The organism is Streptomyces sp. NPDC058257, assembly GCF_042881845.1.
In the GTDB taxonomy this organism is placed as follows: Bacteria; Actinomycetota; Actinomycetes; order Streptomycetales; family Streptomycetaceae; genus Streptomyces.
In genome coordinates, this window is sequence record NZ_JBHVXJ010000003.1 from 749,777 (window position 1) to 764,330 (window position 14,554).

8 protein-coding genes are annotated in these 14,554 nt (G+C 66.5%); 5 read left to right on the forward strand and 3 right to left on the reverse strand.

What is annotated here, in order from left to right:
- Nucleotides 1–2 precede the first annotated feature (2 nt).
- Genes ACFVXC_RS12460 through ACFVXC_RS12480 form a run of 5 tightly spaced genes read left to right on the forward strand, consistent with a single transcriptional unit; the run spans nt 3 to nt 5,966 of the window.
- Nucleotides 3–797: a hypothetical protein gene (locus ACFVXC_RS12460; protein WP_389904357.1), complete on the forward strand. Its 795-nt coding sequence runs from the start codon at nt 3–5 to the stop codon at nt 795–797.
- On the forward strand, nt 794–3,013 hold the full coding sequence (locus ACFVXC_RS12465) for a hypothetical protein (protein WP_389904358.1): 2,220 nt from the start codon (nt 794–796) through the stop codon (nt 3,011–3,013). Before ACFVXC_RS12460 ends, ACFVXC_RS12465 begins: the two co-directional genes overlap by 4 nt.
- Before the next feature lie 46 nt (nt 3,014–3,059).
- Nucleotides 3,060–4,400 (forward strand): hypothetical protein, encoded by a 1,341-nt coding sequence (locus tag ACFVXC_RS12470; RefSeq protein WP_389904360.1) that lies wholly within the window; start codon nt 3,060–3,062, stop codon nt 4,398–4,400.
- On the forward strand, nt 4,397–4,930 hold the full coding sequence (locus tag ACFVXC_RS12475; RefSeq protein ID WP_389904362.1) for a Pycsar system effector family protein: 534 nt from the start codon (nt 4,397–4,399) through the stop codon (nt 4,928–4,930). The genes ACFVXC_RS12470 and ACFVXC_RS12475 overlap by 4 nt, the downstream gene beginning before the upstream one ends.
- 25 nt (nt 4,931–4,955) lie before the next feature.
- Nucleotides 4,956–5,966, forward strand: a complete 1,011-nt coding sequence (locus ACFVXC_RS12480; protein WP_389904365.1) for a M48 family metalloprotease — start codon at nt 4,956–4,958, stop codon at nt 5,964–5,966.
- Between the two features lie 92 nt (nt 5,967–6,058).
- Here the strand turns inward: ACFVXC_RS12480 and ACFVXC_RS12485 are convergent, their stop codons facing one another.
- The 3 genes from ACFVXC_RS12485 to rplL all read right to left on the reverse strand — a co-directional run bounded on the left by ACFVXC_RS12485 (nt 6,059) and on the right by rplL (nt 14,479).
- Nucleotides 6,059–9,958: a DNA-directed RNA polymerase subunit beta' gene (locus tag ACFVXC_RS12485; RefSeq protein ID WP_389904367.1), complete on the reverse strand. Its 3,900-nt coding sequence runs from the start codon at nt 9,956–9,958 to the stop codon at nt 6,059–6,061.
- Between the two features lie 96 nt (nt 9,959–10,054).
- Nucleotides 10,055–13,540, reverse strand: a complete 3,486-nt coding sequence (rpoB, locus tag ACFVXC_RS12490; RefSeq protein WP_389904369.1) for a DNA-directed RNA polymerase subunit beta — start codon at nt 13,538–13,540, stop codon at nt 10,055–10,057.
- A gap of 558 nt (nt 13,541–14,098) precedes the next feature.
- A complete protein-coding gene (rplL, locus tag ACFVXC_RS12495) occupies nt 14,099–14,479 on the reverse strand; it encodes a 50S ribosomal protein L7/L12 (protein WP_389904371.1) in 381 nt (126 codons plus the stop codon).
- Nucleotides 14,480–14,554 lie beyond the last annotated feature (75 nt).

Here is a 14,554-nt window from a genome sequence, read left to right on the forward strand (position 1 = left end):
ACATGACCGACCCCCTGAACCGCACGATCATGCTCTTCGACATCGAGCAGTTCGGCACCAGAGACGATGTCGAGCAGGCCTTCCTCCGGCGCATGCTCTACGACGTCGCCGACGGCACCCTCGCCGCGGCCCACGTCAGCGAAACCGCTCGGCTCCGCGCCGACCGAGGTGACTCCGTCGTCGAACTCATCGACGCGAACGTTCCGGTGTCCGGGCTGCTGAAGGCCCTGCTCACCGAGACTCCGATGCTGCTGCACGCCAAGAACCGGCTGATGGCGGGCAGCACCCGGATGCGGCTGCGCATCGTGCTGGCGGCCGGATACGTCGCCGTGGACGAGAAGGGCTGGATCGGCGGGGACCTGAACCATGCCTTTCGCCTGCTGGATGCCGAGCCCCTGCGCGAGGCCCTGCGGACCGGTGCCGACAGCAGCGTCCTCTGCGTCTCCGACACCGTCTACCAAGGCGTGGTACGCCACGGCCACCACGGCGTACGCCCTGAGGAGTTCCACAAGGTCTCTGTGCAGACCAAGGAAGGGCCGAGCAGCGCCTGGCTGCACCGCCCCATGCCGAGGGACACGCAAAGCTCCGACATGACAAACAGGCCGGAGGGCGACGCGGCGTCGGCCCCCGCAGCAGGAACCCGTGCCACACCTCCAAGTCCCGCCGATCTCAGCAACGCCTCCTTCGGTGGCAGCTACGTGGCCGGCGATCAGCACGGCGTGTCCGGAAACGGCACGGTCTACGGCGATGTGCACCTCGGAGGCGGCGGCGCTGCGAGGCGCGGTGAGAGGGAATGAGCACGGGCGAACCGGGCCCCCGCCAGGGAGCGACCGGTCCACGACAGCACGCGAGCGACAAGGACGCCGCCGACAGCCCGCAGCAGACCGTCCCCGAGGCTACTGAGGCGGAGGACAAGCCGGAAGAACAGGACCAGCCGCAGGACGCGTGGTCCGCCCGCAGGGACTTGGTCGACCACAGCCCCAAGGCGATGGGCGTCGGTGACAATGCGCGCTTCGGCGGCAGCCTGGTCGCGGGTGACCAGCACGGCGTGAGCGGCGGCCTCGTCGCCGGCGACGTCATCATGGGCAGCAAGACGGAGATCTACCACTTCGGGGTCTCCACAACGGGCCACGGCTCCGGCGAGGTGCCGGTGTCGACACTGGAGCGCCTGGCCCCGTACTTCGTGACCGACGAGTCCGTTTTCGAGAGCCTCCTGTCGCGACTACGCACGGAGCGGGTCATCGTGCTGTCCGGTCCGCACTTCACCGGGCGCCGGACCGCCGCACTGATGCTGCTCCGTCGTCTGGGCGTCTCCCCGATTCGCTCCCTCGTCCGCGACACCACACCCGCACAGCTCGTCAAGCAGCTCAGCGACGGCCAGCACTCGGCCAAGGGGTACGTGCTGTGCGACCTGACCACCCGCCGCGACCAACCGCTCCGGGAACCACATCTTCTCGCCGTGCGCGGCCGACTCGCGGATGAAGACGCCTACTTGGTCATCACCGTCGGCCCAATGGCCGCCCTGGAGGACATCTCCGCCGTCGAATGGAAGCCGCCGAGCCCCGCCGACGTACTGAAGAGGCACCTGCTGGAGCTGACCGACCAGGCGACCACGGACAGGCTACTGGCGCTGCCCGCTGTCTCGGCGTTCCTGGAGCGCGACCACCAGCTGCGCGAAGTGGCGTCCTTCGCGAAGCACCTCAAGCGGTACGCGGACGGAGAGGTCTCCGAAGACGCCGTCGGAACCTTCTCGCTGTTCACCCTGGAAAGCCAGGTCCAGGAATGGTTCGACGAGAACGAGGAGCTGATTCCACTACGGGACAAGGCGTTCCTCATCGCCCTGGCCGCCTTCGATGGAGGCCCCTACGCCCTCACGGCCGAACTGAGCGACCTGCTCTACGCCTTCCTGCAGGACACCGCGAACTCAGCTCTGCAGCCGCAGGTCCCGGTCTTCGGCACCCACATCGGCAAGCGCCTCCAACTCGCACGCGCCGAAGGGTATCCGGAGGAGGAGAACACGGAGTGGGGGCCGGTCACGCAGTCCAAGGCCGCTTTCCTCGACAACCGGGTCTCTCTGGTTCTGCTCCGCGAGGTATGGACCGGGCACCCCTCGGCAAGGCCCGCACTTGTGCACTGGCTCCAACGGCTCGCCGGTGACGGAAGGCCCCTGGTGCGCACCCGCGCGGCGTCCACCGTCGCCGTCCTCGCGTACGCGGATCTTCCCTCCACCATGGCTCTGATCATCGAGCCATGGGCGACGTCCCGCCTCTTCCGCCACCGTCTCGTCGCGGTCAACTCACTGACGCTCGCGCACCTTCTGGAAGCGCCCAACATTCCGAGCATCCTCGACTCCTGGTGCGAGAGCGAGGATCCCGCGATGCGCTGGGTGGCCATCCGCGCGTACGGCCTGATCGGCGCGGAGCGGCCGGAACAGACCCTCTCCGCTCTGCGGAGCGCCGTCCACAAGGAATACGAACCCGTCGACGAGGACGGCGACGAGGAAGACATCGACGAGCTCATGGTGAAACAGCTCGCACAGTCCGTGGAACTGCTGCTGCTCTCACCGGCCGGCGAGCAGGTCCTCACCGAGCTGCTGCACCGACTCGACCAGGACCGGCCCGTACACGACCTCGCCCTGCGCGGCTTCCTCAGTGCGTGCGCGCGGCGGAAAGAGGACGCGCGCAACGGACGGCCACTGATCCTTGACTGGTACGCGACCTCGGCGACCGACGGAGGCCGCGCTGCCGACGGGATCGCGCGGCTCTGGCGTTCGGCGCTCGAAGATCGCAGGCATACGAGGGCGGCGCTGGACGAACTGGGTGGCTGGGTACGCGCCGCCGACCACGATCCGGCGACGGAATGGGCGCTTGCCGGCCTCCTCCCCGCCCTGGTCACCACGGTCTCCGAACACCAACGTCTGAGTCACCTCCTGCGCACCGTGCGCGGCGAGGACGGCGCTGCCCCGCCTCCCGTTGCCGCCCGTCTGCTGACCGTTCTGCCGAACCGTCGCTGAACCACGGACCACCACAGCACTCGCACGAACCCCTCAAGGAGACGCCATGCCCGACTTCCGCCGACCGCCGGACTGGGATCAGTCAGCCGACCGGCACACATCCCTGATCGATCCCGTCATCACCGTTCGGCAGCTCTCGCGGTTCGGATTCGCCCGCAAGGCTCTGACCCGGATCGACCACGCCCTGGTCTTCTCCACCCCCAGGGGCGGATACGAGGCCTATCTGCCGCCGCTGCGTCCGAGCCGCGGGGAGGTGGCGGCGAAGCGCTACTCATCGGTGTACGAGGTGGACATGGGCGTCCACCCGCACCAGGTCGAGATCCCCCTGCCCAGCGACAACGACGCCTTCGAGTTCATCGCCGCGGTCGACCTGTCGTGGCAGGTCGTCGCCCCTGCCGACTTCGTCAGGAGCGGCCACCGGAACGTACCGGCCCTCCTTCTCGGTGAACTGCAGCAGGCGGCTCGGCCCCTCACGCGCCGGTTCGCCATCCGCGACAGTGCGCGCGCCGAGCGACAGCTGCTGCACGCCCTCTCCGGCCAGGCACCGCTCGGCACAGCCGCGGGCCTGCAGGTGCTCTGGACTCTGCGACTCCGCCGCGACCAGCAAAGCATCGACCACCAGCGGCAGCTCCAGTCCATCGACCACAACTCCGCCGAGCAGATACGCACCGAGCAGCAGGGCGTGGCGTACGACATCGAGCTCGACCGGCGGACCCGCCTGCAGGACGCGCTCCAGGCGGGGCGGGCCACGGAGTACGGACGGCTCGACCACGAGCTCGCGCTGCAGCGGCAGGCCTGGCAGCAGGAGCAGGAGCAATTGCGGGCTCGCCACGAGGCAGAGCTCCGGCAGCTCGAAGCCGAGAAGATCACCTTCTACCAGGAGTATTTGGAGCAGGGGGGCGTGGTGGCCTGGGCCATGCATCTCGCCAAGAATCCACAGGATTCACGGCTCGTCGTCGACAGCATGCGCGAGGACCAACTCCGCCTGATCCTCGCCGAGGTAGAGCTGGCGAGGGAACTCCTCAGCGGCGACAGCGCGGAGGACTACGAGCTGGAAGGGCCCAAGCGACGGGCCCTGGACTTCATGTACGAGATCTTCAGCCAGCACATACCGGGAATCTCTCGGGATCAGTCAACATCGCAGCCGTCGACGACGACCGCGCCGCCGGAGCCACGGCTCACCAAGGCCGATCTTCCTCAAGACACCCCACCATCGGCGCACTCGGACGAGCCGTCGGGCACGGACACAGCGGCAGACCAGGCACCCACACCCAGAGAGCAGACCGCCGGCTTCACCGGCTGGCAACCGCCTCCGGGCTACGGCGGCTCACCGGGCACGCCACCACCACAGCGCGACCGCGACGAGCAAGAGGGCTTCGCCCCGTGACCGGCGCCCGCACTCACGCGCCCCTGCCGCCCGATTCCACGCCTGGAGCCAGGACCGCCGAACGCCTTCTCGCCGATCTGCGCACAGAGATCGCCCGCGCGGACGCCAAGGCCGCGGTGCTGGTGGCAGCTCTCGGCGTGATGGCGGGCGTCTTCAGCGGCCTGCTCGCCCGACGCGAGTGGACGCCTGCCTCCCTCTCCGTCCCCGCCAGCTCGACATGGTGGTCGGGGGTCCTCGCACTGGCTCTGGCGCTGCTCGCGCTCCTCATGGCCGTTCTGCCGCGCTACGGCACGAGCAGATGGACACCGGGTGCTCCCTTGTCATATTTCGGCGACATCCAACGTGCCGCATGCAGCGGCCACTTGGCAGAGGCGCTGGCCGACACCGAGCGCGATCCGACGGCCGACGCGATCGCGGCTCTGTCCGCGACCAGCCGCATCGCGCTGCGCAAGCACCAGTGGATACGCACGGGCCTGATCGCCTTCACAGTCGCCTCGGTGCTACTTCCCGGATCCCTACTCATCGGCTGACTTCCTCTTTTCCCGGAGGCTGACCATGGCCCGACCACACTCCCCACAACAGCCCGAACCCCATGACGACGATGCGTCTGCCCCTGACGACCTCGACTACCGCCACCGCGACGGCCGTCTCCACTTCACCGCCCACCAGCGCGGACTCGACGCCACGGCCCTCGGCCGGATCATCCTTTACCTGCCCGGCACGCTCATGAGCCTGTTGGTCCTGCTCCTGATATCCGGTGGTCTGGATGCCTGGGTGGGCATTCCGTTCTGGATATTGCCGCTGGTCTGGCTGCTGTCCGGGGCCATGGTCTTCCACCGCCCCACGGAAGACTTCTGCGCCCGATACCTGCTGCGCCTACAGCGTCCGATGCCGGAGGAGTACGCGCGTCTTGCTCCCGTCTGGCGCGAGGTGACCGCGCGCGCCGGTGTCGACGGCCAGGCGTATGAACTCTGGGTCGAGGACAGCGAAGACCTCAACGCCTACGCAGCATGCGGTCACATCGTCGGGGTCACCCGGTTCGCACTCGACCGACTGCCGAGCTCGCAACTAGCCGCCGTACTCGCCCACGAGCTCGGCCATCACGCCGGTGGCCACGTCTGGGTCTCGCTGCTCGGCTACTGGTACGCGCTGCCGGGGCGTGCGGCCTGGTACGCAATCCGACTGATCGCTGCGTACGCCTGGGCGTTCACCAGCTACTTCTCCTGGGCCGCGTCAGCAGCACTGGTGCTCATAATCTGCATCATCAGCTACACCACGGTCACACGCCTGTACGGACTGCCGCTGGTGCTACTGGTCACTCCGTATCTGATCGCCGCCGTCGGCCGACGGGCCGAGCTTCGCGCGGACCAACACGCCGCCGCGCTCGGATTCGCCCCCATGCTGGCCCAAGTACTGCAAGCCATGCACGCGACCGAGACCGAAGCCAAACGGCAGGCCATGGCCGCCTCCGGGCACAAGCTGGTCGCGCCCAGGCTGCTCAATCAGCTGCTCTCCACGCACCCCGACTACCCGACCCGCCTCCACCGACTGCGCCCGTACCTGTGACCGGTCCGGTCGGAAACGCCGAAGGGCGCCCACCCCGCACAAAACGGAGTGGACGCCCCTCAGTTCAACTCAAGCCAACCGGCTCGCAACGCCTACTGGTTGTACGGACCGTAGTCGTAGTCCTCCAGCGGAACAGCCTGGCCGGAGCCCGTGCCGAAGGGCGAGTAGTCGATGTCGTCGTAACCGACGGCCGAGTACATCGCTGCCTTGGCCTCCTCGGTCGGCTCCACCCGGATGTTGCGGTAGCGGGAGAGACCCGTACCGGCCGGGATGAGCTTACCGATGATGACGTTCTCCTTGAGGCCGATCAGGGAGTCGGACTTGGCGTTGATCGCCGCGTCCGTCAGGACCCTGGTCGTCTCCTGGAAGGAAGCCGCGGACAGCCACGACTCCGTCGCAAGCGAGGCCTTGGTGATACCCATCAGCTGCGGACGGCCGGAGGCCGGGTGGCCGCCTTCCGTGACCGTGCGACGGTTCTCGGTCTCGAACTTCGAGCGCTCGACGAGCTCGCCCGGCAGCAGTTCCGCGTCGCCGGACTCGATGATCGTCACGCGGCGCAGCATCTGCCGGATGATGATCTCGATGTGCTTGTCGTGGATCGACACGCCCTGGCTGTTGTAGACCTTCTGGACTTCGCCGACCAGGTGGACCTGGACCGCGCGCTGACCGAGGATCCGCAGCACGTCGTGCGGGTTGGTGGCACCGAAGGTGAGCTTCTGGCCCACCTCGACGTGGTCACCCTCACGCACGAGGACCTTGGCGCGCTTCGAGATCGGGAAGGGAGTCTCGTCGCTGCCGTCGTCCGGCGTGACGACGATCTTCTTGGTCTTCTCGGTCTCCTCGATACGGATGCGGCCTGCCGCCTCCGAGATCGGGGCGACACCCTTGGGCGTACGAGCCTCGAAGAGCTCGACGACACGGGGCAGACCCTGGGTGATGTCGTCACCGGCGACACCACCGGTGTGGAACGTACGCATCGTCAGCTGCGTGCCGGGCTCACCGATGGACTGGGCGGCGATGATGCCGACCGCCTCACCGATGTCGACCAGCTTGCCGGTGGCGAGCGAACGGCCGTAGCAGAAGGCACAGGTGCCGACCGCGGACTCGCAGGTCAGGACCGAGCGGGTCTTGACCTCCTCGACGCCGTTGGCGACCAGGGCGTCGATCAGGACGTCACCGAGGTCGACGTTCGCCGGCGCGATGACCTTGCCGTCGATGACGACGTCCTCGGCCAGCATGCGGGCGTACACCGAGGTCTCGACGTTCTCCGTCTTGCGGAGCACACCGTCCTCGCCCTTGACCGCGATCTTGAGCTTCAGACCGCGCTCGGTGCCACAGTCCTCCTCGCGAATGATGACGTCCTGAGAGACGTCGACCAGACGACGGGTGAGGTAACCGGAGTCGGCGGTACGGAGAGCCGTGTCCGCCAGACCCTTACGGGCACCGTGCGTGGAGATGAAGTACTCAAGAACGGTCAGGCCCTCACGGAAGGAGGCCTTGATCGGACGCGGGATGGTCTCGTTCTTCGCGTTCGACACCAGACCACGCATACCGGCGATCTGACGCATCTGCATCATGTTTCCTCGGGCACCCGAGTCAACCATCATGAAGATGGGGTTCGTCTTGGGGAAGTTCGCGTTCATCGCCTCGGCAACCTCGTTGGTCGCCTTGGTCCAGATCGCGATGAGCTCCTGCGTGCGCTCGTCCTTGGTGATCAGACCGCGCTCGTACTGCTTCTGGACCTTCTCGTCCTGGGCCTCGTAGCCCGCGACGATCTCCTTCTTGGCCGCGGGGACCACGACGTCGGAGATGGCCACGGTGACGCCGGAACGGGTCGCCCAGTAGAAGCCCGCCGCCTTCAGGTTGTCGAGCGTCGCCGCCACGATGACCTTGGGGTAGCGCTCGGCCAGGTCGTTGACGATCTCGGAGAGCTGCTTCTTGCCCACCGAGTAGTCGACGAACGGGTAGTCCTCGGGCAGCAGCTCGTTGAAGAGCGCGCGGCCCAGGGACGTACGCATCCGGAAGCTGTCGCCCTGCTGGTACTCCTGCTCGCCCTCTTCGACGGTCGGCGGCACCCAGCCACGCGGCGGGATGGTGCCCACCGGGAAGCGGATGTCGACCTGCGACTGCAGCGCGAGCTCCTTGGCGTCGAACGCCATGGTCGCCTCGGCGGTGGAGCCGAAAGCCCGGCCCTCGCCCTTGACGTCACGCAGCTCACCGTCGGTGGTCAGGAAGAACAGACCAAGGACCATGTCCTGGGTCGGCATCGTGACCGGACGGCCGTCTGCCGGCTTCAGGATGTTGTTCGAGGACAGCATCAGGATGCGGGCCTCGGCCTGCGCCTCCGCGGAGAGCGGCAGGTGCACGGCCATCTGGTCACCGTCGAAGTCCGCGTTGAACGCGGTGCAGACGAGCGGGTGGATCTGAATGGCCTTGCCCTCGACCAGCTGCGGCTCGAAGGCCTGGATGCCGAGGCGGTGCAGCGTCGGCGCACGGTTCAGGAGAACCGGGTGCTCGGCGATGACCTCTTCCAGGACGTCGTACACGACCGTGCGGCCGCGCTCGACCATGCGCTTGGCCGACTTGATGTTCTGCGCGTGGTTGAGATCGACCAGGCGCTTCATCACGAACGGCTTGAAGAGCTCCAGTGCCATGGCCTTCGGCAGACCACACTGGTGCAGCTTCAGCTGCGGACCGACGACGATCACGGAACGCGCGGAGTAGTCCACACGCTTACCGAGAAGGTTCTGACGGAAACGACCCTGCTTGCCCTTGAGCATGTCGCTCAGGGACTTCAGCGGGCGGTTACCGGGACCGGTGACCGGGCGACCACGACGACCGTTGTCGAAGAGGGCGTCCACGGCCTCCTGGAGCATGCGCTTCTCGTTGTTCACGATGATCTCGGGAGCACCGAGGTCGAGAAGCCGCTTCAGGCGGTTGTTGCGGTTGATCACGCGGCGGTACAGGTCGTTCAGGTCGGAGGTCGCGAAGCGGCCACCGTCCAGCTGCACCATCGGACGCAGGTCCGGCGGGATGACCGGCACGCAGTCGAGCACCATGCCCTTGGGGCTGTTGCTGGTCTGCAGGAACGCGGAGACGACCTTGAGGCGCTTGAGCGCACGGGTCTTCTTCTGGCCCTTGCCGGTACGGATGATCTCGCGAAGCCGCTCGGCTTCCTCATCCAGGTCGAACGACTCAAGGCGCTTCTGCAGGGCAGCGGCACCCATCGAACCGTCGAAGTACGTGCCGAAGCGGTCACGCAGCTCGCGGTAGAGCAGCTCGTCACCCTCCAGGTCCTGGACCTTGAGGTTCTTGAAGCGGTTCCACACCTCGTCGAGACGGTCGATCTCGCGCTGCGCACGGTCGCGCAGCTGCTTCATCTCCCGCTCGGCACCTTCGCGCACCTTGCGGCGCACGTCGGCCTTGGCGCCCTCGGCCTCGAGCTCGGCCAGGTCGGTCTCGAGCTTCTTGGCGCGGGCCTCCAGGTCGGAGTCGCGACGGTTCTCGACCTGCTGACGCTCCACGGAGACGTGCGCCTCCAGGGAGGGCAGGTCACGCGTACGGCGCTCCTCGTCCACGAACGTGATCATGTACGCCGCGAAGTAGATGACCTTTTCGAGGTCCTTCGGAGCGAGATCAAGCAGGTAGCCGAGGCGCGACGGAACGCCCTTGAAATACCAGATGTGCGTGACAGGCGCGGCCAGCTCAATGTGGCCCATCCGCTCACGACGCACCTTGGCGCGAGTGACCTCGACGCCGCAGCGCTCGCAGATGATGCCCTTGAAGCGGACACGCTTGTACTTACCGCAGTAGCACTCCCAGTCCCGGGTCGGACCGAAGATCTTCTCGCAGAAGAGTCCGTCCTTCTCGGGCTTGAGCGTGCGGTAGTTGATGGTCTCCGGCTTCTTGACCTCGCCGTGGGACCACTGTCGGATGTCGTCCGCGGTGGCAAGGCCGATCCGCAGCTCGTCGAAGAAGTTGACGTCGAGCACTTTGTCGTCAATCCCTCTTTCGGGGTCGAGTCTCAATCATGGTCTGAACGGGTCCGGGGAGAGCCGGCCGGACGCGAGGTCCGGCCGGCCAACCCGTCAGACCTCTTCGACGCTGCTCGGCTCGCGCCGGGACAGGTCGATACCGAGCTCCTCCGCCGCGCGGAAGACGTCCTCGTCGGTGTCGCGCATCTCGATGGACATGCCGTCCGAGGACAGCACCTCCACGTTGAGGCAGAGCGACTGCATTTCCTTGATGAGCACCTTGAAGGACTCGGGAATGCCGGGCTCGGGGATGTTCTCGCCCTTGACGATGGCCTCGTAGACCTTCACGCGGCCGGTCACGTCGTCGGACTTGATCGTCAGCAGCTCCTGGAGGGCGTACGCGGCGCCATAAGCCTCAAGCGCCCACACCTCCATCTCACCGAAGCGCTGACCACCGAACTGAGCCTTACCACCCAGCGGCTGCTGGGTGATCATGGAGTACGGACCGGTCGAACGAGCGTGGAGCTTGTCGTCGACCAGGTGGTGCAGCTTGAGGATGTACATGTACCCGATCGAGATCGGGTCCGGGAACGGCTCGCCGGAGCGACCGTCGAACAGCCGCGCCTTGCCGGACGGCATGACCATGCGGTCGCCGTCGCGGTTCGGGACGGTGTGCTCGAGGAGGCCGGTCAGCTCGTCCTCGCGGGCGCCGTCGAAGACCGGAGTCGCGACGTTCGTCCGCGGGGCGACCTGGTCGGCGCCGATGCGCTGCAGGCTCTGCGCCCACTCCTCGCTGAGACCGGAGACGTCCCAGCCCTGGCTGGCGAGCCAGCCGAGGTGGATCTCCAGGACCTGACCCGGGTTCATTCGGGACGGGACACCCAGCGGGTTGAGGATGATGTCGACCGGCGTGCCGTCCTCAAGGAAGGGCATGTCCTCGATCGGAAGGATCTTGGAGATGACACCCTTGTTGCCGTGCCGGCCTGCGAGCTTGTCGCCGTCCGTGATCTTGCGCTTCTGCGCCACGTAGACACGAACCAGCTGGTTCACGCCCGGCGGCAGCTCGTCGCCCTCTTCACGGTCGAAGACGCGTACACCGATGACCTTGCCGATCTCACCGTGCGGCACCTTCAGCGAGGTGTCGCGCACCTCGCGCGCCTTCTCACCGAAGATCGCGCGGAGCAGGCGCTCTTCCGGCGTCAGCTCGGTCTCACCCTTGGGCGTGACCTTGCCGACGAGGATGTCGCCGGCGACGACCTCGGCACCGATACGGATGATGCCGCGCTCGTCGAGGTCCGCGAGGACCTCTTCGGAGACGTTCGGGATGTCCCGGGTGATCTCCTCCGGGCCCAGCTTGGTGTCACGGGCGTCGACCTCGTGCTCCTCGATGTGGATCGAGGAGAGGACGTCGTCCTGCACGAGGCGCTGCGACAGGATGATCGCGTCCTCGTAGTTGTGACCTTCCCAGGGCATGAACGCCACGAGCAGGTTCTTGCCGAGGGCCATCTCGCCCTCTTCGGTCGCGGGACCGTCGGCCAGGACCTGGCCCTCGATCACGCGGGCGCCCTCGTCGACGACAACCTTCTGGTTGACCGAGGTGCCCTGGTTCGACCGGGAGAACTTGGCGATGCGGTACGTGGTGTACGTGCCGTCGTCGTTCGTGACCGTGACGTAGTCCGCGGAGACCTCCTGGACCACACCCGCCTTCTCGGCCTTGATCACGTCACCGGCGTCGACCGCGCAGCGGTACTCCATGCCGGTGCCGACGAGGGGAGCCTCGGCGGTGATCAGCGGCACGGCCTGACGCATCATGTTCGCGCCCATGAGGGCACGGTTGGCGTCGTCGTGCTCGAGGAACGGGATCATCGCGGTCGCGACCGACACCATCTGGCGCGGCGAGACGTCCATGTAGTCGACGTCGTCGCCGGGGATGTAGTCGATCTCTCCGCCACGACGGCGGACCAGGACGCGCGACTCGGTGAAGCGCATGTCCTCACCGAGCACGGCGTTGGCCTGGGCGATCACGAAGCGGTCTTCTTCGTCGGCCGTGAGGTAGTCGACGTCGTCGGTGACGACGCCCTCGATGACCTTGCGGTACGGCGTCTCGACGAAGCCGAACGCGTTGACGCGGCCGTACGAGGCGAGCGAACCGATCAGACCGATGTTCGGGCCTTCAGGGGTCTCGATCGGACACATGCGGCCGTAGTGGGACGGGTGAACGTCACGGACCTCGAAGCCGGCCCGCTCACGGGAGAGACCACCCGGGCCAAGCGCCGACAGACGGCGCTTGTGGGTGAGACCCGACAGCGGGTTGTTCTGGTCCATGAACTGCGACAGCTGGCTGGTGCCGAAGAACTCCTTGATGGAGGCGACGACCGGCCGGATGTTGATCAGGGTCTGCGGCGTGATCGCCTCGACGTCCTGAGTCGTCATGCGCTCGCGGACGACGCGCTCCATACGAGCCAGACCCGTGCGGACCTGGTTCTGGATGAGCTCGCCGACGTTGCGCAGACGACGGTTGCCGAAGTGGTCGATGTCGTCGGTCTCGACGACGATCGACGTGCCGCTGTCGCCAACGGTCTCGGTCTCACCGGCGTGCAGCTTCACCAGGTACTTGATCGAGGCGATGATGTCCTCGACCGTGAGGATGCCCGCGTCGAGCGGAGCGTCCGCACCCAGCTTCTTGTTCACCTTGTAGCGGCCGACCTTCGCGAGGTCGTAGCGCTTCGGGTTGAAGTAGAGGTTCTCAAGCAGCGTCTGAGCGGCCTCACGGGTCGGCGGCTCGCCAGGACGGAGCTTGCGGTAGATGTCGAGCAGCGCGTCGTCCTGTCCCTGGGTGTGGTCCTTCTCCAGGGTGGCGCGCATGGACTCGTACTCGCCGAACTCCTCAAGGATCTGCTCGGTCGTCCAACCGAGAGCCTTGAGCAGAACGGTGACCGACTGCTTGCGCTTGCGGTCGATGCGCACACCGACCATGTCGCGCTTGTCGATCTCCATCTCCAGCCAGGCACCCCGGGACGGGATGATCTTGGCGGAGAAGATGTCCTTGTCGGACGTCTTGTCGATCGAGGAATCGAAGTAGACGCCCGGCGAACGGACCAGCTGCGACACGACGACACGCTCGGTGCCGTTGATGACGAAGGTGCCCTTGTTCGTCATGAGCGGGAAATCGCCCATGAAGACCGTCTGGGACTTGATCTCGCCGGTCTCGTTGTTGGTGAACTCAGCGGTGACGAAGAGCGGGGCGGCGAACGTGAAGTCGCGCTCCTTGCACTCGTCGATGGAGTTCTTCGGGGGCTCGAAACGGTGGTCGCGGAACGTCAGGGACATCGACCCGGAGAAGTCCTCGATCGGAGAGATCTCCTCGAAGATCTCCTCCAGACCGGACTTGGTGGGGACGTCCTGTCCACTGTCGAGAGCCGCCTCGACACGACCCTTCCACGCTTCATTTCCGAGCAGCCAGTCAAAGCTCTCGGTCTGCAGCGCAAGAAGGTTCGGAACCTCGAGGGGCTCCCTGATCTTTGCAAAGGAGATGCGCAGCGGGGCGGTGCTGGCGCCGTTGTTCGTATTCGCGGTCGAGGCAGTGCGCGAGGCGGCCAAGAGGGGGTCCTTCCGAGGGCTCGGACTCACTACGCGCGTACCGGTCCCAGGCTGGACAGGGGGACAGAATTCCCAGGTCAGGGAAGATTCGGTCCACAGTGCTCAAGCATGGGCATGCCCCTGGTGACGGGCAGGAGGCAGCTAACAGGCAGCGCAAAGGGTCAGTGTAGCCAGTTGGCCCACTGATGTCCAGTGCGGGTTTTGGAAGACCCTCGTTGTTCTCAACCCCTGCTGCAAGCCACGCCCTCGATGCACATCGATACTGCCCTCTTCGCCGCCGATCCATGCCTCGGATGCGGATCGTTGTGACGACGCGTCCTGAGAATTGCGCGCTGCGTGCGGTTCGTCAAGGCCCCCCAGCCCCGACATGGCTCTCAGAGCGTCACCGTCACGGCCGTTCCGAGGCACAACGAAGATCACCATACTCGTCGGGGCGGACTACGCAAGGCAGCCGTCGGGTGCGCCGGAGAACGCCGAAGGGCGACCACCCAGATGGGTGATCGCCCTTGGCGGGCGCCGCCTCAGCGACGCTCAAAAGGAGTCAGACGACTCGCGAGGTTACTTGACCTCGACCGAGGCGCCGGCAGCCTTGAGGGACTCGGCAGCCTTCTCGGCGGCCTCCTTGGCGACCTTCTCCAGGACGGGCTTCGGGGTGCCGTCGACCAGGTCCTTGGCCTCCTTGAGGCCCAGGGAGGTGAGCTCGCGCACGACCTTGATGACCTGGATCTTCTTCTCGCCGGCGCCGGTGAGGACGACGTCGAACTCGTCCTGCTCCTCGACGGCCTCGGCAACGGCGCCCGGGCCGACCGGGGCGGCGGCGACGGCCGCGGCGGCGGTGACGTCGAACTTCTCCTCGAAGGCCTTCACGAACTCGGAGAGCTCGATGAGGGTGAGCTCCTCGAACTGGGCAAGCAGGTCTTCCTGGCTGAGCTTCGCCATGATGGGCGATCCTTCCACTAATTCGGCTGGTGCCGGGTGTATATGAAGGCGGGCGTACGTTGGGCCCGCTGCGAC